Below are 21,732 nucleotides of genomic sequence, written 5' to 3'. Positions count from 1 at the left end.
AGATGAATACGATCTATAATGAGCAGACCAAGCTCTCGGCGAACAATCTGGACCGGTTGTCGACGGCTGTGATAGCCGTCGGTGTCCTTGGAGAGACGTTTGATCTGACACCGGGAAGGGGGCTGATGGTATCGGTTCTCACCGTGACAGCTTGGCTTTCTCTTGCCAGTGGACTACATTTAATTGCAAGACCCGTTCTCGGGAGAATGAAACCATGACCGGTCAGGAATTTATGTGGTTTGTATTCCCATGGATTGGGACAGCGGTATGTCTTGCCTGGCTTTTGTACGATAAGTACCTCGGCAAATACGCGGATCATCGCACCAATAAAGCTAAACCGGGAAAAAATATCGAAGCAGAATGATGCATGCTGCGCCGAGGCAGAACATCGGCACCATGCTGAGCCTAGTGGCGATCAGCCCGGCGAAAAGCAGCGTGACGAATTCCTTCCAGCCATTGGTGAAGGCGGCGGGGGCGACGAGGGTAGTCAGGACGGCTGCCGGCACCGCATTCAATCCCGCCTCGACGCGCGGGTGAATCCGGTCGAAGCGCGAGAGGACCAGATGGCCGCCGACGCGGGTCAGGAATGTCATCACGGCGCCGGCGAGGATGATCCAGGTGATGGTGGACATATTCAATTCTCCTGCTTCTCAGGCTTTGTCAGCGCAGCGCCCACCAATATGCCGGCGATAGCCCCGAGGCTGACATGCCAGGGCGAGCCGACGGTCTTGTAGGCGAGGACGGAAGCCGCGCCGCTCGCGATCACGACCGGCAGCCAGTTCTGGCGGGTGCGGAAACTCATGACCAACCCGAGGAAATAGACCGGCAATATCACATCCAGTCCCAGCGCATGCGGATCGGAGATCAGATTCCCGAACATGCTGCCGATATAAGCTTCCACGATCCACATCAGATAGACGGGCAGCCCGAGTCCCATATACCAGGCGAAGGTGACGGGACGGCCCGCCTCGGCGCGCTTTTCCGTCTCGGCATATTGCGGATCGACCAGCACGAAGAAGGCGGCCATTTTCTGCCAGAAGGTAAAGTGCCGGATACGCCGCCCGACCGCCGCTGAGTAGAGGACATGGCGAAAATTGACCGCGAAGATCGACAGCACGATCATCCACGGGGCAATTTTCTGACCGAAGAGTTCGAGCCCCACCATCTGGCTTGCTCCGGCATAGAGCGCGGTGCTCATCAACACCGCCTCGGGCATGGTGAAGCCATTGTCGATAGCCACAGCTCCGAAGAGCAGACCGAACGGCGCGATCGCAGCGACGAGGGGAAGCGCCAGGCGAACCCCTTCCCAGAATTCAGCGCGCGGGCTGCGCGCCACGCTTTCAGCGCCTGACATCTGGTCCATGATTGCTCCTTGAGGTGAAGGGCCGGGAGACAGTCACGAAATGGCGTGCGCCGGCTGGATGATCTTGATCTAAATCAAGCCGGAGGGGAATGTCACATCAGAACTGTTGATGGATGCGTCAAAAATATTGGATGACGGTGTCGGCTGAGCGCCCTCACGCCACCAACTTCTCTATCCTCTTTCCCCAGTCGATCAGCGGCTTCGACCGCATGGCGAAATCGAACAGCCGATCCGCGAGGTCCGGCGAGGTGATGCTGTCAGGATCGATCTCCATGCGCACGAAGAAATGCTTGTTGCGCACGGCTTCGGCGAGGTCCGGCTCCTGCACATGCTCGAACCCACGCGGCAGGCGCTTCAGCCGGTCGGTGTCGCGCAATTCCAGCCCGCCCTGCTTCAGCGCTTGGACCATCGCACGATACTCCCAAGGCTTTTCCACGATCGCCCTGCGCATGGCCAGGAGCAATTCCGGCCTCTGCTGCCACCAGGCGACACCCGCATAGCAATCGCGCACGCCCGGCAGGCCGATGCAGACATAGAAGCAGCCGCTCTCCGTCCGCTTGCTGCCATCGGCGGAAAGCAGCGCCGAGAGATGCCGGTTATAGGGGCTCTTGTCCTTGGAGAAGCGGGCATCGCGATAGATGCGGAACTGCGATTTCACCCGGTCACCCCGGAAGGGCAAACCGGCTTCGGCAAAGCGCTCCGTCAGATCCTCGACGAGATCGCCCAGCGGCTCCTTCAAATGCGCCTCGAACAGGCTCTTGTTTTCCTGAAACCATTCGCGGTTCTGGTGGAAGTCGAGTGCCTTCAGGAAAGGCAGCGCCTTGTCACCAAATCCTCTAAACTTCCGCTCGCTCATGGTTGTTCACCCACCAAGACAAACCACGCATCCTCGTCTATCACCTCGACGCCGAACTCCTGCGCCTTGGCGAGCTTCGAGCCCGCACCCGGCCCAGCCACGACGAGATCAGTCTTCTTCGACACCGAGCCCGACACTTTCGCGCCATAGCGCTCCGCCATGGCCTTGGCCTCGTCGCGCGACATTTTCTCGAGCGAGCCGGTGAACACAACCGTCTTGCCCGCAACCGGCGAGCCGGAGGCGATGCGCAGTTCTTCATCGAGCGGCGTCACCTGCGCGAGCAGCGCGTCGAGCACTTCCAGATTGTGTGGCTCGTTGTAGAAATCCACCACCGCTTCGGCGACGATCGCGCCGATGCCTTCGATATCGTTGAGCTCGATCCAAGCCTCGTTGCCCTTGTCCGCTTTGTCGGCAGGCGCTCGGGCGTCGCGCACTGCCTTTTCGAACGCCGCATAGGAGCGGTACGCCCGCGCCAGCCGCTTGGCGTTCACCTCGCCCACATGCCTGATGCCGAGCCCGAACAGGAAGCGGGAGAGCGCGATCTCGCGCCGCTCATCGATGGCGTCGAACAGCTTCCTCACCGAAACCGCGCCAAACCCTTCGATATTCTCCAGCTTGGTCAACGACCGGTTCTGCCGCTCGCGTAGCGTGAAGATATCGGCGGGCGAGCGCACACGCAGCGCCGGATCGGTGGCATGGAAAAAGAATTCCACCTGCTTTTCGCCCAGCCCCTCGATGTCGAAGGCATTGCGCGAAACGAAATGGCGGATGCGCTCCACCGCCTGCGCGGCGCAGATAAGACCGCCGGTGCAGCGGCGCACCGATTCGCCTTCCTCGCGCACCGCATGGCTGCCGCAAACGGGGCATGTGTGCGGAAAGACATAAGGCGCCGCCGAGGCCGGGCGCTCATCCATCGCCACATCGACGATCTGCGGAATGACGTCCCCTGCCCGCTGCACGATGACCATATCGCCGACGCGGATATCCCTGCCCTCACGGATCGGTTGGCCGCTATTGCCGATGCCCTTGATATAATCCTCATTGTGCAGCGTCGCATTGGTCACCACGACGCCGCCCACTGTGATCGGCTCCAGCCGCGCCACCGGCGTCAGCGCCCCGGTGCGGCCCACTTGAATGTCGATGCCTGTCAGCCGGGTAAACGCCTGCTCGGCGGGAAATTTATGCGCCGTGGCCCAACGCGGGGAGCGCGAGCGGAAGCCGAGGCGCGTCTGCAGATCGAGCCGGTCCACTTTGTAGACCACACCATCGATGTCATAGTCGAGATCCGGTCGCACCCGCTCGATATGGTGGTAGTGCTCCAATATCGCATCAAGCGTCGAGAGCCGATTCATCAGCGGATTGATGGGAAAGCCCCACGCGCCGAAAATCTCCACCATGCCCAATTGCGTATCGGCGGGCATATCCGACATTTCGCCCCAGCCATAGGCGAAGAAGCGCAGCTTGCGGCTCGCGGTCACCTTGGGGTCTAGCTGGCGTAGCGAGCCGGACGCGGTGTTGCGCGGATTGACATAGGTCTGCTTGCCCTCCGCCGCCATCTGCGCGTTGAGCGCCAGGAAGTCGCTCTTGGCCATATAGACCTCGCCGCGAATCTCCACCACATCGGGCACATCAGCCGGCAGCACGTCAGGTATTTCCCGGATCGTGCGGATATTGGCGGTTACATTCTCGCCCGTCGTGCCGTCGCCGCGCGTCGCAGCGCTCACGAGTCGCCCGCGCTCGTAGCGCAGCGACATGGAAAGCCCGTCGATCTTCGGCTCGGCGGTAAAGGCGATGGAATTGTCCGGCAGCCTGCCGAGGAAGCGATAGACGCTGCCGACGAAATCCCGCACATCCTCATCGGAAAACGTATTGTCCAGCGAAAGCATCGGGCGCGAATGGACGACCGTCGCAAACTGCCCGGAAGGCGCCGCCCCGACCTTACGCGACGGGCTATCAGGCCGAACGAGCTTCGGAAACCGCGCCTCGATCGCATCATTACGCCGCTTCAGCGCATCATATTCGGCATCCGAAATCTCCGGCGCATCCTTGCCATGATAGAGCGCATCGTGCCGCGCCAGTTCCCCGGCGAGAAACGCCAACTCCTCCACCGCTTCGGCTTCGCTCAACTCGGTGACAGGCTTTTGATTAGTGGGCATGCATGGAGACTCCGGTCATTCGGAATCGTTTTATTGAAAAATGGGAGATTGGCAAAGGTGCGAGAGGAGGATGCTGACAGGCAGAGCGCCACGCCATACCCCTCATCCGATGACGGGCGGCGACGTGCGCAAGCAAACTCACCCCGCCCCGCTCAACAGCCTCGCCGCCGCCGCTCGCGCTTCCTCGGTGATGGACGCTCCTGCAAGCATCCGGGCGATTTCTTCCTTGCGCGCTTCATGCTCCATATGCGTCACGCGGGTGACAATCATATCCGAGCCCTCACCCGCCGGGCCCTTGGAAATCAACATATGCGTGGTCGCACGGGCCGCCACCTGCGGCGCATGGGTGACCGAAAGCACCTGCACATTGCTCGACAACCGCGCCAACCGCTGGCCAATCGCATCAGCAACCGCGCCGCCGACGCCTGTGTCAATCTCGTCGAAAACCAGCGTCGGCGCAGAACCACGATCCGCCAGCGCCACTTTCAGCGCCAGCAAGAAGCGTGAGAGTTCGCCGCCCGAGGCAACCTTCATCATCGGCCCGGCGCGCGTACCGGGGTTGGTTCGCACCCAATATTCCACCGTGTCGATGCCGTCAGGCCCGCGCGTCTCCGGATCGCTCGTCATCTCGACGATGAATTCGGCGCGCTCCAGCTTCAAGGCAGGCAGTTCGGCCATGACGGCGGCTTTCAAATGCGCCGCCGTCTCGCGCCGCTTTTCGGAAAGCGCGGCGGCAACTTCGTCATAGGCAACCCGCGCCGCGACGGACTCTTTCTCCAGCGCCGCCAGCCGCTCGGTTCCGGCGTCGAGATCGAGGAGATCGGCGTCCATCCGGTCGCGTAAGGCGGCAAGGCCGCCCACCGGCACGGAGAATTTGCGCGCCGCCGCCCGCAGGGCGAACAACCGCTCCTCGACTTGCTCCAGCACGCGCGGGTCAAAATCGATGGCCCGCATCGCCGCCTCGATGCCGCTCTGCGCGTCGCTCAGGCTATCGAGCGCCTGGTCGATGGCCTTGATGACAGGCTCCAGCAATTGCGGCGCTTCACCCATCTTACGCTCCAGACGCCGCACAAGACTGGCGAGCGACGGAATCGGCGAGGCCGAGCCGGACAGAAGCTCCGCAGCCTCGTTCACATCAGAGGCGATCTTTTCGGATTTCATCATCGTCGCGCGCTTTTCGGCGAGCGATTCTTCCTCCTGCGGCTGCGGATCGAGCTTGGAAAGTTCCTCCACCGAGGCGCGCAGGTAATCCGATTCGCGCGCCGCCGCCTCCACCTTGGCCCGGTGGCGGGACAGCGCCTGCGCGGTATCGCGCCATATCTTATGGCGGCTACGCACCAGCGACACATCCGCCTCAAGCCCGCCGAAGGCGTCGAGCAGGTTGCGATGCAGATCCGTGTCGATCAGCGCCCGGTCGTCGTGCTGACCGTGGATTTCCACAAGCCGCCGCCCCAGTTCGCGTAGGAGCGACACGCTCGCCGCCTGGTCGTTGATAAAGACGCGGCTGCGCCCATCCGCCGTCTGCACGCGGCGCAGGATGATGTCGGCATCATCGTCGATTTCATTGTCGCGCAGGAAAGCCCGGGCCGGATGATTGCCGGGCACATCGAAAGCGGCGATCACCTGTCCCTGGTCCGCGCCATGGCGAACCAGCGAGGCGTCGCCGCGCGCCCCGAGCGCCAGCGAAAGCGCGTCGAGCAAAATCGATTTGCCCGCGCCCGTTTCGCCGGTCAGCACGGTAAGACCGCTGCGAAATTCCAGATCGAGCCTCTCGATCAGGACGATATCGCGGATCGACAGGTGCGAAAGCATGGGATGAAACTTACGATCCGCCGCCGCCGGTGATGAGCGCAGACGCCTTCGCCATCCAGGAACCGGAGTTCTGGCGCGGCTCAAGCCCGCCGCTCTGCAACAGCTTGTAGGAGTCCTTGTACCACTGGCTGTCCGGGAAGTTCTGGCCCAGCACCGCCGCCGCCGTCTGCGCCTCGGAGACGAGGCCGAGCGCGTAATAGGCCTCGACCAGACGCGCCAGCGCCTCTTCCACATGGCGGGTGTTGGAATATTCCTCGACCACGGTGCGGAAGCGCTTGATCGACGCCAGATATTCCTTGCGCTCCAGATAATAGCGCCCGACCTGCATTTCCTTGCCGGCGAGCTGGTCGCGGGCGAAACGGATCTTCGCCTTGGCGTCCTCGACATATTCGGATTGCGGGTAGCGCTCGACCACCTCGTTCATCGCCGCGATGGCCCGGCGCGTCGCTGCCTGGTCGCGCGTAACATCGGGAATTTGACGGAAATAGGAAAGGCCGATGATGTAATAGGCGTAGGCGGCTTCCTTCGACGTCGGATAAAGCGTCGTGTAGCGCTTCGCCATATTGATGGCTTCGTCGTAATTGCCCTGCCGGTAATTGGTGAACGCCGCCATCACCAGCGCCTTGCGGGCATATTCCGTATAGGGGTGCTGGCGGTCAATGGCCGCGAACTTCTTCGCCGCCTCGTTCAGGCGTCCAGCTTCGAGATTGGCGAGGCCCTGATTGTAGAGCTTGTCGGCGGGATCGATCGTTTCGACATATTTGGTCAGGTCGACATCGTCATCCTTGCTGGCGCAGCCCGCCAGGGGAATCGCCAGTGCGAGGAGACCTGTCAGCACCGCCTTGCGCAGCATGGCATTACGGCTTGAATCGGGGCTGACTTGGACGTTGAGCATAATGTTCACCGGCAAATTCGAACTCGTCATGCTGTCTTGGCCCCTCTCGGCGCTCGCAAATCTGATAGCGTCGGTCGCTCATAAACCACAGGTCGGGAAAATCAGCAACGCCGTTACCGCCAATTAACCCTGATTTTGTGATTCAAGGCGACCCCTACTGCGCCATCCATTGACGGCTCAATTATGGCTGGATTGCCACAAATCATCGTGGCAAAGGCAATCCACAAATTAAATGCAAAATCTGAAGATTAGGCTACCGTCCGAGACTTGCGGCAGCCCGCCCGACCGAACGCCAACCAGCGGCTTCGATGACTTCAAAGGCCGTGTGATCTGCAAGCAGCGCCTTAAGCGCCGCCGCGTTCAGACGGTGCCCGCCGCGATAGGAGCGGAAGCAGCCGACGAACGGGCTCCCCGCAAGCGCCAAATCCCCCACAGCGTCGAGCGTCTTGTGCCGCACGAACTCGTCCGGAAAGCGCAAGCCGCCCGGATTGATGACCGTATTGTCCTCGCCGATGACAAGAGAATTGTCGAGCGAGGAGCCGAGCGCGTGGCCGGCGGCCCATAGCATCTCGACATCCTTCATGAAGCCGAAGGTCCGTGCGTTGGCCAGTTCCCGGCGGAAAATCTCGCCGTTCATGTCGCTGGCAAACAGCTGCCGCCCGATCAGCGGACAATCGAAATCGATCTCCACCTCGAAGCGCATGCCGTCATAAGGACGGAACTCCGCCCAGGACGCACCCGCCTCCACGCGCACCGTCTTCAGCACGCGGATGAACCGGCGGTCGACCAGCTGGGAAACGATCCCCGCCTCATCGAATGCGTTGATAAAGGCAGCGGACGCGCCATCGAGAATAGGCACTTCCCCGCCCTCGATCTCGACGATGAGATTGTCGAGTTCCAAGGCCATCACCGCAGCCATCAGATGCTCGACGGTATCGATCCTGACGCCGCGATTGCCCAGCGACGTGCAGCGGTCCGTCTGGCCCACTTCCGAGGCAAGCGCCTTGATCTCGGTATAGCTGCCATCCGCATCCATGCGATGAAAGACAATGCCCGTATCCGGATCGGCGGGAAGAAAATGAACCGTTGACGGCTGGCCGCTATGGACGCCGATTCCGGATAGCATGACCGGATTCGCCAGCGTCTTCTGATATCCCAACACGATCCCCATGATCGGCCCACCTTGTGATTTTTTATAGTTTGGCAGACATGGCGGCCATGTCCAGCTTTTGTATACCCTAGGAAATCATTGTCCCCAAGCGGACATTGGCCTTTTTCGAAGGGCACGCCATCTCGGGGGCGAAAATAGTACTCGACCCGGACGCGTCCAAATCACGCTTTCTTTACGATTGTTAAGAAGAGGTTTCGTCCACAGCGCGCTTTATTGGCGACAGGCGGCTTGGCGCGCAGGTCGACGTCGGCGGGACAGTACCCCCCTCTGCCCTGCCGGGCATCTCCCCCACAAGGGGGGAGATTGGCCTTCATTGATGACACCGCTTTATTCTGTCACATCGACAGTTGGCGAAAGCCGATCTGATAGCCGATCTCCCCCCTTGTGGGGGAGATGCCCGGCAGGGCAGAGGGGGGTGGTGAAGCGCACCCACGTCAAAACAAAAACCCCCGCCAGCTTTCACCGGCGGAGGGTTATCTATGCGTAAATTTTCAAACGGCTCAGTTGGCCTGGCGGCGCAGGAAAGCCGGAATTTCCAGCTGATCCTCTTCCGAAACCTGGCGCGGCTGCGGGCGGCCCTGACCGTCGAGCTGTCCCTGGCGCGGCGCGTAGATCGAGGCATCCTGTGACAGCGGACGGCGCGGTTCCGCCGGGCGCATCGCCGGCTCGCGGTGCTGGGCGGGCTCGAGACGCGCCTGCGGCTCTTCCTCACGGCGGCCCGACAGGCCACGGGTCAGGCGGTTTAGCAGACCGCGCGGGCCGCGATCTTCAGCCGGAGGCGTATGCTGCGCGTTGAATTCGGCCTGTGCCACTGGCGGCAGGTCGGAAACGCTGGGCATGCGCGGCGCGGGGCGAGGAGCCGGTGCCGCCTGCATCGGATGCGGATGCTGCTGCTGCGTGGCGTATTGTGGCATCTGCGGACGCGGAGCGGCGGCTGCAATTCCGGCGGGAGCGCGGTTGTCGAAGGCTTCCGGCGCGGGAGCATTGAAAATGCGGCTCTGCGGACGGAAATCCTGCTCCAGCGCCGAGGCCATCTGCTGCGTCAGGTCGGCTTCGGCGGCATGGATTGCCTGTGCGACCGGGTCCGGCTGGACCGGCTGCTGCACGGGACGCTGGATCGGCGCGGCGGGCTTCGCGGCAGGCTTCAGCGCCTGGCGAAATTCCAGCGGCGCAGGCGCCGCGTCTCCAATCTGTTTGTCAATGCCCGTTGCCACGACCGAAACGCGGATGACGCCTTCCAGCCCTTCGTCAAAAGTCGCGCCAAGGATGATGTTGGCCTCCTGGTCCACTTCCTCGCGGATGCGGGTCGCCGCCTCGTCCACCTCGAACAGCGTCATGTCGCGTCCGCCGGTGATCGAGATGAGCAGGCCCTTGGCGCCCTTCATCGAGGTTTCGTCGAGCAGCGGATTGGCGATCGCAGCCTCGGCGGCGGCCATCGCGCGGTTCTCGCCGGAAGCTTCGCCCGTGCCCATCATCGCCTTGCCCATCTCGCGCATCACCGAGCGCACATCGGCGAAGTCGAGGTTGATCAGGCCTTCCTTGACCATGAGGTCGGTGATGCAGGCAACACCCGAATAGAGCACCTGATCGGCCATCGCGAACGCGTCGGCGAAGGTGGTCTTGTCGTTGGCAATGCGGAAAAGGTTCTGGTTCGGGATGACGATGAGCGTATCGACATTCTTCTGCAGTTCCTCGATGCCCATCTCGGCGGTCTTCATGCGTCGGGCGCCTTCGAAATGGAACGGCTTGGTGACGACGCCGACCGTGAGAATGCCCTTCTCGCGCGCGGCCCGCGCCACAACCGGAGCCGCGCCCGTGCCCGTGCCGCCGCCCATGCCGGCGGTGACGAAGCACATATGCGTGCCAGAGAGGTGGTCGTTGATCTCGTCGATGCATTCCTCGGCAGCGGCGCGGCCAACCTCGGGCTGCGATCCCGCGCCCAGGCCTTCCGTGACGGCGGCGCCGAGCTGGACGAGGCGCTCCGATTTCGACATTGCCAGCGCCTGCGCGTCGGTGTTCGCGACCACGAAATCAACACCGCGCAGGCCGGCATTGATCATGTTGTTGACGGCGTTGCCGCCGCCGCCGCCGACACCAAACACGGTGATGCGCGGCTTCAGCTCGGTGATGTCCGGCTTTTGCAGATTGATAGTCATCGTTCCTCGTCCTTTTTGCCTTTCCACCGCTTCGCCGCCGCGGTGCTGAATTTCAAGTTCGTTTTTGCCCTGATGTCTTTGTCTTGTCTGGTGTTAGAAGCTCTCTCTCAGCCATTGGCCCATGCGATGGATGCGCCCGCCCGTTCCCGTCATGCGGTTCACCGCATTGGCCGCCACGGCGCGCTCATCGATGCCTGCGATCTGCGGATAGATCAAAAGCCCGATGGTAGCCGCGAAAGCCGCCCCCTTCGCCGCCTCGGGAAGCCCCGCTATTCCCAGAGGACGACCGATCCTGACATTACGCGCGAGAATCCGCCGCGCCGCTTCGGACATGCCGGTAAGCTGGCAGGCGCCGCCCGTCAGCACCACCCGCTTCCCGACGATATGGCCGAGGCCCGACTGGTTGAGCCGGTCGCGCACCAGTTCCAGCGTCTCCTCGACCCGCGCGCGGATGATCCGGTTCAGCACCGAGCGCGGATATTGGTTCGGCACATCGTGGTCGTCCTCGCCGATGGGCGGAACGCTGATCATGTCGCGGTCGTCAGCCGAGCTGGACAGCGCCGAGCCGTACATCACCTTCAGCCGCTCCGCATCGTCCATGCGCGCCGAAAAAGCCTTTGCGATATCCATGGTCACATGGTTGCCGCCGATGGCGATGGCGTCGGCATGGATGAACTTGCCTTCGGAGAAAACCGAGATCGTCGTTGTGCCGCCGCCCATGTCGATGCAGGCCGCGCCCATCTCCGCCTCGTCATCGACGAGAACCGCCAGGCCGCTGGCATAGGGCGTGGCGACGATCGCCTCGACCGAAAGGTGGCAGCGGTTGATGCAGAGCTCCAGATTGCGCAGCGGCACGCTGTCGGCGGTCAGGACATGCATGTCCACGCCGAGCGAATCGCCGAGCATTCCGAGCGGGTCGCGAATGCCGCGCTCGCCGTCGAGCGTATAGCCCACCGGCAGCGCATGAACGACATGGCGTTCCGCGGCCAAGGCCTGCTTGGCGCCCGCGGTCAGGACGCGGCGGATATCCGCCTTGTCGATCTCATGGCCGCCCAGGCTGACGCTGGCGCTGAATTTCTCGCTCCTGAGCCGCCCGGCGGAAATGTTGACGATGAGCGACTCGACCGTCAGCCCCGCCATGCGCTCCGCCGCATCCACCGCCAGGCGGATGGACTGCTCGGCGGCGTCCAGATCGGTGATAACGCCGGACTTTACGCCGCGCGATTTCTGATGCCCGATCCCGAGCACTTCCATGCGATGAGTCCGCCCCGGCAGGAGCGTGCTTTCCTCGCGCGGCTTCAAGCGCGCGATCAGGCAGGAAACCTTGCTGGAGCCGACATCCAGAACGGTCAGCAGGCGCACGCGACGCCCTGAAGAACCGGCCTGGGAAGTGTTTTTTCCGCCAAGAATACTCATACGCGTTTCCTCGCACGGGCCAACTCTTTGTCGCGATCCTTAAGCACCTGCTCGCGGCGCTCCATCGCTGCAGGCGTGAGGCGGACACTCACGCGGTCCTCGATGCGCATATCCACGGCAAGGATATCGCGGGACAGCAATCCTTTTTCCTGGTCGAGCTTTTCGAGAGCCGCCAGCGTCGCCTCGGCCCCATGCTCCGGCAGCATCACGCGGACGCCGTTCTCAAGCATGAGATCCCAGCGGCGATCAGCAATGCGGATATAGGCCCGCACCTTGCCCGCCAGATGCGGATAGGAAGCAACCTTGGCAACGAAATCCTTGGCGGTGCTGCCCGCCCCCTCGCCCACGACCAGCGGCAGATCCGCATGACGGCCGGAAAAGGAAACGATGGGCATGCCGGCATCGTCGATCAGCGCGAGATCCTTGTCGCGCTGCCAGATGGCAAACGCCTTGCGCTCGGCGATGGAGACATTGACCGTTCCGGGATAAACCTTGCGCACATCAACGGTCTCGACCCAGGGCAGCCTCGCGATTGCCGCGCGCGCCTCTTCCGCGCTCATGCCGATCAGCGAGGTTTCGCCGTCGAGCGCCAGCGCACCCAGCACGTCGATCTCGGAGGTCTCGCGGTTGCCCGCCACATCGACCTTCTCGATCGCGAAACCCAAGGTGGACGTGGTCGCCTTGACGACTTCCGGCGTATGACCGCCGAGCTGCATGCCATAAAGCCCGGTGAGGCCAAGGAAGCCCAGCGCGCCGAGCGTACCGAAATGGCGCGGCACCGTGACATTGCCCTCGATGAGGCGCATGGCGAGACGAAACGGCTTGCGGAGGAATCTCGGCAGAACGAACGCACCCTGGGCCGCCGACGCCTGACGCGTCGCAGCCGCCCTATCGGCGCTGTAGGCTCTACCGTTCAACGCAGGCACGATGCGTCCTCCACCATCCAACTCAACAATTCGCCGAAGGAATGCCCCGCGGCCTTGGCAATATCCGGCACCAGCGATGTGGGCGTCATGCCGGGCTGGGTATTGATCTCCAGCCAGACAAGTTCGCCATCCTCCGAAAAACGGTCGTCATAACGGAAGTCGGAGCGGCTCACGCCCTTACAGCCAATCGCTTGATGTGCCCTGAGCGCCATTGTCTGTATTTTTTGGTAAATTTTCGGTAAAATTTTCGCCGGGCATTCATGTTTTGATGCGCCGGGAGCGTATTTGGAATCGTAATCGTAGAACTGATGGCCAACCGGGATGATCTCGCAGACACCTAGCGCCACATCCCCCATGACAGCACAGGTAAGCTCGCGCCCGGCAATATAGCGCTCCACCATGACGAAATCGCCATATTTCCACTCGGACGAGGTAATGATCTGCGGCGGATGCGACTGATCCTCCTTGACGATCACCACACCAAAGCTCGACCCCTCGCGCACCGGCTTCACCACATAAGGCGGCTTCATCGGATGGCTGGAGGTGAAATCGAAACGGTTCATCACCTTTGATTCGGCGACGGAGACACCGGCAGCGGCCGCGACGATCTTCGCCCGCCCTTTGTCCATGGCGAGCGCGGAAGCCATGACGCCGGAATGCGTATAGGGAATTTTCAGATATTCGAGGATACCCTGGATCGAGCCGTCCTCACCCAAGGGACCATGCAGCGCGTTGAACGCGACATCCGGCCTGAGCTCGGCCAGCACATGCGCGACATCGCTACCGACATCGACCCGGGTGACCTGATAGCCCTCCGCCTCCAGAGCCTCGGCGCACGCCGCACCCGACGAGAGGCTCACCGGGCGCTCCGATGAGAATCCCCCCATCAACATTGCGACATGCTTTTTCGCCATGCAAGAAACCCCTCTGCGTTCTGGATACCTGGAATCAACGCAATACTGATAGCGTCCCACAACCCCCACGACGAGGCCGTAGACAGACGAATAATCCGCCGACTCAAATCAGTTAACGCTTGTCCTATAAGAATCAGAGAGTTGATTCCGTGGCAACCCCCTTCGTCAAAAGGAGAGGATTGGGATCCAGTCGACTCAAAAAGCCCCAGCGGCTATTTCCCCACGGAGCCGCATGTCAGGGCCAGCCAACACCCTTCACGACAGGAAGCTACCGGAACAAATTAGGGTAATGAAGCGGGTTAAAGACCGGCCAGCCCAAATCTGATGAACGCAAAGGTTGCACCCATAATCGCGAATACCATCCCCAACAGCTGGAATATCGTAGGCATTTGAGAAACCCGGCCTTTGAGTTCGGCAACATCGCTCGTAAGCCTGTCCACCTTATCTGCCACCTTCTCTACCGTACTCGCAAGCGAATCAATTTTCGCTTCGATACGGACAAGCTCCCGCCCCATGCTGTCCAGCGTATTGCGGGTGCCCTCAGCGAGGCTTTCCAGTTTGGCGACACGTGCTTCCATGCCATCAAATGTGCCATCGCCGCCGCCCGTTTTCAAGGCGGCTGCTTCATCTGTCCGTTGAACTGTTGCCTTCCTGGTCACCATAATTTCCCCCCGGAAATTCCGGCACGTCTTTTCCCGCTTCGAATAAGCCTATACGCTTGATCTCCCAGTGCAGCCTTATGCCCGAATTCTCCAGCACGCGCGCCCGCACCGTCTCGCCCAGCGTTTCCAGATCGTGTCCGGTCGCATTGCCGGTGTTGATCATGAAATTACAATGCATCTCCGACATCTGCGCCCCGCCGACCCTCTTCCCTCTGCAGCCGGCCTTGTCGATCTCCTTCCAGGCCGAGGTGCCCTCGGGATTCTTGAAGGTCGAGCCGCCCGTCTTTTCGCGGATCGGCTGCACCGTCTCGCGATGATGCTGCACGGCGTCCATCGCGGCGCGGATTTCGTCGTGCGCGCCCGGCATCCCCTCGAACAGCGCAGAGGTGAAGATCAATTCCGGCGACGCGGATGAGTGGCGATAGGCATAGCCCATATCGGCATTGGAGAGAATGTGCAGGTCGCCCTTACGGTCGAGCGCTCTCACCTCGACCACGCGCTCGCGCGTCTCGACGCCGTTCGCGCCCGCATTCATGCGCAGCGCGCCGCCGATGCCGCCGGGTATGCCGTGGTAAAAGTGGAAGCCCGCAATCCCAGCCTCGAGCGCCGCCGCCGCCAGCCGCTTGTCGGGCGTCGCCGTGCCGGCACGAAGCTGCGTCTCGGAAACACGCTCGATCTCGCCGAACCCCTTGGCCGAAAGCCGCACCACGAAGCCCGGAATGCCCCCGTCACGCACCAACAGATTGGAGCCGATACCGACGACCATGACGGGGATTTCCTCCGGCACGGCTTTCAGAAACGCCGCCAGATCCTCCTCATCCGCCGGCTGGAACAGCACTTCCGCCAGCCCGCCGGCGCGGAACCAAGTGATCTTGTCCATCTCCGCATTGGGCGTGATTCGGCCCCGCAGCCCGGAAAGCCTGTCGCCCAGCTTCGCTATCAGCGCCGCGCCATCCATTATTTCGCTCCTCCCGACAATTCCTTCGGCAGCGCATACGCCCATTGCGTGATATTCCCCGCGCCCAGACACACGACGAAATCGCCTGAACCGGCAGTCGAAGCCACCAGCGGCGCCAGCGCGTCTGCGCCCGTCAAATACCGCGCATCGCGATGACCCGCCGTCTTGATGCGGCTGACCAGCGCTTCGGAATCGATGCCCTCGATCGGTTCCTCGCCCGCTGCATAGACCGGCGCGATGGCGACGACATCCGCATCGTTGAAGCAGGAGGCGAAATCGTCGAACAGGCTCGCCAGGCGGCTGTAGCGGTGCGGCTGGACGATGGCGATGACGCGGCCCTGCGTCGCCTCGCGCGCGGCTCTCAGCACCGCCTTGATCTCCACTGGATGGTGCCCGTAATCGTCGAAAATCTCGACGCCATTCCATGTGCCCGTATGGGTGAAACGCCTTTTCACCCCGCCGAAAGACGAAAGCCCCTTGCGGATGTCGTCGGCGGAAATGCCAAGCTCATGCGCCACGGCAACCGCCGCGGTGGCGTTGGAGACATTGTGCCGCCCCGGCATCGGAAGGGTCAGGCCGGTGATTTCGATGAGCTCGTCGTTCTTGCGCGAGCGGATCACCACGTCGAAGGTGGACGAAGCGCCCTTATAGGCGTGGTTCGTGAAACGCACATCCGCCTGCGGGTTCTCGCCATAGGTGATGACGCGGCGGTCCTCGATTCGGCTGACCAGCGCCTGCACTTCCGGATGGTCGAGGCACATCACGCCGAAGCCGTAAAACGGTACATTTTCCACAAACTGGCGGAACGCCTCACGCACATTGTCGAACGAGCCGTAATGGTCGAGATGCTCAGGGTCGATATTGGTGACAACGGCGATATCGGCGGGCAGTTTCAGGAAGGTGCCGTCGCTCTCGTCCGCCTCGACCACCATCCAGTCGCCCGCGCCCATGCGCGCATTGGTGCCATAGGCGTTGATGATGCCCCCATTGATGACGGTCGGGTCGAGATTGCCGGCTTCGAGCAGCGCCGCCACCATCGAGGTGGTGGTGGTCTTGCCATGGGTGCCGCCGATGGCGACCGCCTGGCGGAAGCGCATCAGCTCGGCCAGCATCTCGGCGCGGCGAACCACCGGCAGCAGCTTCTCGCGCGCGGCGACCAGTTCAGGGTTGTTCTTCTTGATCGCCGTCGAGACGACGACCACTTCGGCGTCGCCCAGATTCTCGGCATTATGACCGACGAACACCGCAATACCCTTGTCGCGCAGGCGCTGGACATTGGCGCCGTCCGACTGGTCCGAGCCCTGCACCCGGTAGCCCAGATTATGCAGCGCCTCGGCAATGCCGCTCATGCCAATGCCGCCTATGCCGACGAAATGCACGAGCCCGATGTTCAGCGGCATCTTCATGGCCGGGTTCCTTCCTTGAATTCCTTGATGGTTCTGCCCGCTGCAATAGCCTCTGCCAGATCGGCGAGCAACTGCGTGGCGTCCGGTCGGCCCACACTGCGCGCCGCATTTGCCATCGCCGCCAGCCGCTCCGGCTCGTTCATCGCATCGGTGATGATCTGCGCCAGCCGCTCCGGGGTAAGCTCCTGCTGGCGAATGACCTGCGCCCCGCCCGCCGCTTCCAGCGCCGCCGCATTAGCCGCCTGGTCATGATCGAGCGCATGTGGAAACGGCACCAGCACGGCGGGCCGCCCGATTGCCGCGATTTCCGAGACAGTGGACGCGCCGGAACGAGAGATGACGAAATGCGCCTTGGCGATGCGCGCGGGCATGTTGGTGAAGAACGGCGCGACCTCCGCCGCCATGCCCATTTCCCGATAGGTGGCTTTTACTTGCGCCTCGTCGTCGGCCCGAGCCTGCTGCGTCACTTGCAGCCGCGACCTGACCTCCTCGGGCAAAAGCTTGATCGCTGCCGGAATGGCTGACGAGAAGAAGCCTGCCCCCTGACTGCCGCCGAACACGAGGAGCTGAAACGGTTCACCCGGGCGTGCCTGATGGTACGGTTTATCGGTCTCGGCCAGTACCGCAGGGCGCACCGGGTTGCCCGTTTGCACGGTCTTTGCCGCAAAACTCTCCCCCCTCTCGGGCAGAAAGCCCCCAGCAATGGCGTCCACACGGGGGGCTAACCCCCTGTTTGCCCGCCCCATCACCGCGTTCTGCTCATGGATGAGGGTAGGAATTCCCATGCGCGTGGCCGCATAGAGGGGCGGCAGGGTCGGGTAGCCGCCAAACCCGGCGACGAGCTTCGGCTTCAAATCGCGGAAGAGTTTGCGGGCGTCGAGATTGCCCTGCCAGAGCCGCCACATGGTCCGGGCAATCGCAATCGGATTGCGCCCGGAAATGGTCGCGGAGCGGATAACGTGCAGCGACTTGGCGGGAAAGCTCCCGGCAAAGCGCTGCGCCCGCGTGTCGGTGGCAAGATGCACCTCCCACCCCCGCGCGGTCAGTTCATGCGCCAGCGCCTCGGCGGGGAAAAGATGACCGCCGGTTCCCCCGGCGCATAGAACGATGGCCCCCTTCGACATCTGTTACCCTCCGATCAGGGGAAGCTGACGGCCGCCGGAACCGAAATCGAGCGAGGCGGACATGCGCGCCTCGGGTCGGCGCCGCGTCAGTGCCAGCAGAATGCCCATGGTGATCGCCACCGCGATAAGCGACGAGCCGCCATAGGAGATGAAGGGCAGCGTCATGCCCTTGGCCGGCATCAAGTGAAGGTTCACCGCCATGTTGATGATCGACTGGAAGCCGAACAGGATGACGATGCCGGACACCGCCAGACGGGTGAACTCGTCGCGTTCTTTTAGCGCAATCGTGAGGCCGCGCACCACGATGAAGGCGAAGAGCAGCATGATCAGCAGGCAGAGGATAATGCCATATTCCTCCGCCGCCACCGAAAAGATGAAGTCCGTATGGCTGTCCGGGATGATGCGCTTGATCGTCCCCTCGCCCGGCCCCTGCCCGAACCAGCCGCCGCGCACGATTGCCTCGCGTCCCGCATCCACCTGAAACGTATCGCCCTCTCCGGTCAGGAAGCGGTCGATACGGCCCGCGACGTGCGGGAAGAAAGTGTAGGCGCCGAACCCGCCGGCAATCGCCCCTGCCCCGAGCACGACGATCCAGAACCACGGCATCCCCGCCATGAAGAACATCGCCCCCCACGTCGCCGCCGTCAGCATGGTCTGGCCCAGGTCCGGCTGGGCAACAAGCAGCGCCGCGACAAGTGCAAAAAGCAGCATGGCGAAGAGATTGCCGGGAATATCCGGCCGCCGCTCATGCTCCGCGAAAAGCCACGCGCAGATGACGACAAAGGCGGGCTTCATGAACTCAGAGGGCTGGATCGATATGCCCACAAACGAAATCCACCGCCGCGAGCCCTTGACCTCGACGCCGAAGAGCAGCGCGGCGACCATCATGAGCAGCGACACGCCCAGCAGGATCAGCGCAAAGCGCCTGATATCCCGCTGCCCCATGAAGGAAATCGCGATCATCACCACCAGAGCCGGGATCATGAACACGATCTGCCGCTCGACGAAATGGAAGCTGGAGAGCCCAATGCGTTCCGCCACCGCCGGGCTGGCGGCAAAGGAAAGCAGTATGCCCAGCCCCATCAGCGCCAGGCAGGCGGCCAGGAAAAAGCGATCAATCGTCCACCACCAATTCGCGACAGGCCCCCGGTCGACGCGGCTTACCATGGGTGGGCTCCTTTACTCTCGGACGGAAGCGTCTGCGGGACAGTCCTCCCCTCTGCCCTGCCGGGCATCTCCCCCACAAGGGGGGAGATTACGCTTTCAGAAACGCTCTGCACCAATCGCGGATGTTGCAGGATGAGCGCCGTGGATGATGCCAGCCGATCTCCCCCCTTGTGGGGGAGATGCCCGGCAGGGCAGAGGGGGGTGTTGCGCCAAGCGTGGGAATATAAAGTCGTCATCTCAAACCCGCACCGCTCCCAATTCCATCACCGCTTCCCGGAACGCCTCGCCTCGTTTCTCGAAATTCTGGAACTGGTCGAAGCTCGCACACGCAGGCGATAGCAGCACCACAGGCTCGGCCGCCTCATCCTGCCCCGCGTCGCGCGCCGCATGCTCCACCGCCGCAGCAATCGTGCCGGAAATTTCGTAAGAAACCGCTTCGCCCAGAGTCGCGGCAAATTGCGGGGCGGCTTCGCCGATAAGATAGGCCTTGGCGATACGCGGGAAGAAGCCGGAGAGCGACGCGATGCCGCCTTCCTTCGGCAACCCGCCCGCGATCCAGTAAATGCGCGGGAAAGACGACAGCGCGGGTGCGGCGGCGTCCGCATTGGTCGCCTTGGAATCGTTGACGAACAGCACCTTGCTTAAGCGAGCCACCTGCTCCATGCGGTGCGCGAGGCCGGGAAAGGATTGAAGCCCGGCGCGGATTTCCGCGATATCGAGACCCGCCGTGAGACACGCCGCCACCGCCGCCAGTGCATTTTGTGCATTGTGCTCGCCGCGCAGGGAGCCGATGCCCTCGAGCGAGGCAATTTCCTCCACCCTGCCCCCGCTCACCCGCATCAGCCGCGCTCCGTCGGCATAAAGCCCATCGGCCAAGGGCTGGCGCTTGGAAATGCGGATGACCGTCTTCCCCGTCCGCTCCAGCCGGTCGGCAATTTGGGCACAATAGCTGTCATCGACGCCGACAATGGCCGTGCCGCTCCCGGCCACGAGCCGCTCCTTGATATCGGCGTAATGCTGCATGGTGCCGTGCCGGTCGAGATGGTCAGGCGTGAGGTTCAAAAGGATACCGGCAGTCGGGTTGATCGAGGGCGCAAGGTCGATCTGGTATGAGGAGCATTCCACCACATAGTGCCGCTCGTCGGACGGCGCCTCCAGCGTCATAACAGCCGTGCCGATATTACCGCCAAGCTGCACGTCCCGGCCCGACGCCCTGACGATATGCGCGATGAGCGCCGTGGTGGTCGATTTGCCATTGGTGCCGGTGATGGCGATGAACGGGCAATCCGGCGCGGTCCGATTCCGCTCGCGGACGAAGAGTTCGATGTCGCCGATGATCTCCACCCCAGCCGCCCGCGCCAGATCCACGCTCCAGTGCGGACGCGGATGAGTGAGCGGCACGCCTGGCGAAAGCACGAAGGAGGAAAACCCCTTCCAGTCCGCCTGCCTCAGATCGCCTGTCGGGATGCCCGCCCCATTGGCCCGTTCCACGCTCGCCGGATTGTCATCCCATGCCAGCACAAGGGCCCCGCCCTCCTGGATGGCCCGCGCCGTGGCGATGCCGGAGCCGCCGAGCCCGAACAGCGCAACCGATTTGTCCTTGAAGGAATGGGCGGGGATCATGCGTTTATCTCAGCTTCAATGTAGACAGGCCGATGAGGGCGAGGATGATCGAGACAATCCAGAAACGGATCACCACCTGGCTCTCGGTCCAGCCCTTCTTTTCGAAATGGTGATGGATCGGCGCCATCAGGAATACGCGACGGCCCGTACGCTTGAACCAGCCGACCTGGATGATGACAGACAGTGCCTCGACCACGAACAGGCCGCCAATAATGGCAAGCACGATCTCATGCTTGGTTGCGACAGCCACAGCGCCGAGCAAGCCGCCCAGCGCCAGAGAACCGGTGTCGCCCATGAAGATTGCGGCGGGCGGGGCGTTGAACCAGAGAAAGCCCAGGCTGGCGCCGATCACCGCGCCCAGAACCACGGCAAGCTCGCCCGTGCCGGGGACGAAATGGATCTGCAGATAATCCGCGAAGATCGCATTGCCCGAGAGATAGGCGATGAAGCCGAAGGAGGCGGCGGCCACCATGACAGGCACGATGGCCAGCCCGTCGAGGCCATCGGTCAGATTGACCGCATTGCCCGCGCCGACCATGACGAAGGCGGCGACGGGAATGAAGAACAAGCCGAGATTGATGACGAGCTGTTTCATGAACGGAAAGGTCAGCGACGAGGAGAATGGCTCCTGCCCGGCATGCATGATGAACCACCCGGCGATGGCCGCGATGATGAATTCGATGCCGAGCCGCGCCTTGCCGGAAAAGCCCTTGTCCGACTGCTTGGTGACTTTGAGGTAGTCGTCGTAGAAGCCGATCGCGCCGAAGCCGACCGAGACGAGCAACGCCACCCAGACATAAACGCTCGTTAAATTCGCCCAGAGGAAGGACGAAGTGAGAATGCCGAACATGATCATCAGCCCGCCCATCGTCGGCGTCCCCGCCTTCTTGAAATGGGTCTGCGGGCCGTCGGCGCGGATCGGCTGGCCCTTGCCCTGCCGGATGCGCAACGAGTTGATGATCATGGGTCCGAACAGGAAGACCAGCAGCGCCGACGTGATCAGTGCCCCGCCGGTGCGAAACGTGATGTATCGGAACACGTTGAACCCGGGCACATAATCGGAAAATTGGGTCAGAAACGTCAGCATAAGGATTGCGATCCCCCTAGCAAACCCCCGAAAAGTTGCC

The 21,732-nt window shown here is 62.4% G+C and carries 19 protein-coding genes; 1 reads left to right on the top strand and 18 read right to left on the bottom strand.

All coding sequences use genetic code 11. From position 1 onward, the window contains the following. The first annotated feature begins 2 nt into the window (after positions 1-2). A complete protein-coding gene (locus IEX53_RS13620) occupies positions 3-218 on the top strand; it encodes a hypothetical protein (RefSeq protein ID WP_188824719.1) in 216 nt (71 codons plus the stop codon). Between the two features lie 114 nt (positions 219-332). Here the strand turns inward: IEX53_RS13620 and IEX53_RS13615 are convergent, their stop codons facing one another. The 18 genes from IEX53_RS13615 to mraY form a co-directional block, all read right to left on the bottom strand. After that, positions 333-632, bottom strand: coding sequence for an AzlD family protein (locus tag IEX53_RS13615; RefSeq protein ID WP_188824718.1), 300 nt, complete (start codon positions 630-632; stop codon positions 333-335). Positions 633-634: 2 nt separating this feature from the next. Continuing rightward, positions 635-1,363, bottom strand: a complete 729-nt coding sequence (locus tag IEX53_RS13610) for an AzlC family ABC transporter permease (RefSeq protein WP_373288647.1) — start codon at positions 1,361-1,363, stop codon at positions 635-637. Between the two features lie 154 nt (positions 1,364-1,517). Further along, the gene (locus tag IEX53_RS13605; RefSeq protein ID WP_188824717.1) at positions 1,518-2,219 is read right to left on the bottom strand and encodes a DUF2461 domain-containing protein; all 702 of its coding nucleotides are present in this window, start codon (positions 2,217-2,219) and stop codon (positions 1,518-1,520) included. Continuing rightward, on the bottom strand, positions 2,216-4,375 hold the full coding sequence (gene ligA / locus IEX53_RS13600) for an NAD-dependent DNA ligase LigA (RefSeq protein ID WP_188824716.1): 2,160 nt from the start codon (positions 4,373-4,375) through the stop codon (positions 2,216-2,218). Before ligA ends, IEX53_RS13605 begins: the two co-directional genes overlap by 4 nt. 138 nt (positions 4,376-4,513) lie before the next feature. Continuing rightward, entirely contained in the window at positions 4,514-6,187 is a 1,674-nt protein-coding gene (gene recN / locus IEX53_RS13595) for a DNA repair protein RecN (protein WP_188824715.1), read from the bottom strand. A 10-nt stretch (positions 6,188-6,197) separates the two neighbouring features. Beyond that, on the bottom strand, positions 6,198-7,040 hold the full coding sequence (locus tag IEX53_RS13590; RefSeq protein ID WP_188824761.1) for an outer membrane protein assembly factor BamD: 843 nt from the start codon (positions 7,038-7,040) through the stop codon (positions 6,198-6,200). Positions 7,041-7,335: 295 nt separating this feature from the next. After that, on the bottom strand, positions 7,336-8,244 hold the full coding sequence (gene lpxC, locus IEX53_RS13585) for a UDP-3-O-acyl-N-acetylglucosamine deacetylase (RefSeq protein WP_188824760.1): 909 nt from the start codon (positions 8,242-8,244) through the stop codon (positions 7,336-7,338). Between the two features lie 509 nt (positions 8,245-8,753). Next, entirely contained in the window at positions 8,754-10,409 is a 1,656-nt protein-coding gene (gene ftsZ / locus IEX53_RS13580; protein WP_188824714.1) for a cell division protein FtsZ, read from the bottom strand. A 93-nt stretch (positions 10,410-10,502) separates the two neighbouring features. Further along, positions 10,503-11,825: a cell division protein FtsA gene (ftsA, locus tag IEX53_RS13575; protein WP_188824713.1), complete on the bottom strand. Its 1,323-nt coding sequence runs from the start codon at positions 11,823-11,825 to the stop codon at positions 10,503-10,505. After that, complete coding sequence (locus tag IEX53_RS13570) at positions 11,822-12,751, bottom strand: cell division protein FtsQ/DivIB (protein WP_188824712.1); 930 nt, start codon at positions 12,749-12,751, stop codon at positions 11,822-11,824. Before IEX53_RS13570 ends, ftsA begins: the two co-directional genes overlap by 4 nt. Next, positions 12,739-13,665 (bottom strand): D-alanine--D-alanine ligase, encoded by a 927-nt coding sequence (locus IEX53_RS13565; protein ID WP_188824711.1) that lies wholly within the window; start codon positions 13,663-13,665, stop codon positions 12,739-12,741. Before IEX53_RS13565 ends, IEX53_RS13570 begins: the two co-directional genes overlap by 13 nt. Before the next feature lie 299 nt (positions 13,666-13,964). Then, positions 13,965-14,327, bottom strand: a complete 363-nt coding sequence (locus IEX53_RS13560; protein ID WP_188824710.1) for a hypothetical protein — start codon at positions 14,325-14,327, stop codon at positions 13,965-13,967. Then, on the bottom strand, positions 14,290-15,285 hold the full coding sequence (gene murB, locus IEX53_RS13555; RefSeq protein ID WP_188824709.1) for a UDP-N-acetylmuramate dehydrogenase: 996 nt from the start codon (positions 15,283-15,285) through the stop codon (positions 14,290-14,292). Before murB ends, IEX53_RS13560 begins: the two co-directional genes overlap by 38 nt. Continuing rightward, positions 15,285-16,691 carry a UDP-N-acetylmuramate--L-alanine ligase gene (murC, locus tag IEX53_RS13550; protein ID WP_188824708.1) on the bottom strand — a complete coding sequence of 469 codons (1,407 nt, stop codon included), beginning with the start codon at positions 16,689-16,691 and terminating at the stop codon, positions 15,285-15,287. Before murC ends, murB begins: the two co-directional genes overlap by 1 nt. Continuing rightward, positions 16,688-17,815, bottom strand: coding sequence for an undecaprenyldiphospho-muramoylpentapeptide beta-N-acetylglucosaminyltransferase (murG, locus tag IEX53_RS13545; RefSeq protein WP_188824707.1), 1,128 nt, complete (start codon positions 17,813-17,815; stop codon positions 16,688-16,690). Before murG ends, murC begins: the two co-directional genes overlap by 4 nt. A gap of 3 nt (positions 17,816-17,818) precedes the next feature. After that, positions 17,819-18,982 (bottom strand): putative lipid II flippase FtsW, encoded by a 1,164-nt coding sequence (ftsW, locus tag IEX53_RS13540; RefSeq protein ID WP_188824706.1) that lies wholly within the window; start codon positions 18,980-18,982, stop codon positions 17,819-17,821. Between the two features lie 237 nt (positions 18,983-19,219). Then, positions 19,220-20,605 carry a UDP-N-acetylmuramoyl-L-alanine--D-glutamate ligase gene (gene murD / locus IEX53_RS13535; RefSeq protein WP_188824705.1) on the bottom strand — a complete coding sequence of 462 codons (1,386 nt, stop codon included), beginning with the start codon at positions 20,603-20,605 and terminating at the stop codon, positions 19,220-19,222. Between the two features lie 4 nt (positions 20,606-20,609). Continuing rightward, the gene (gene mraY / locus IEX53_RS13530) at positions 20,610-21,692 is read right to left on the bottom strand and encodes a phospho-N-acetylmuramoyl-pentapeptide-transferase (RefSeq protein WP_188824704.1); all 1,083 of its coding nucleotides are present in this window, start codon (positions 21,690-21,692) and stop codon (positions 20,610-20,612) included. Positions 21,693-21,732: the final 40 nt, after the last annotated feature.

It is taken from the genome of Paramesorhizobium endophyticum, from assembly GCF_014640615.1.
GTDB lineage: Bacteria > Pseudomonadota > Alphaproteobacteria > Rhizobiales > Rhizobiaceae > Paramesorhizobium > Paramesorhizobium endophyticum.
This window is presented reverse-complemented; position numbering and strand designations above follow the sequence as displayed.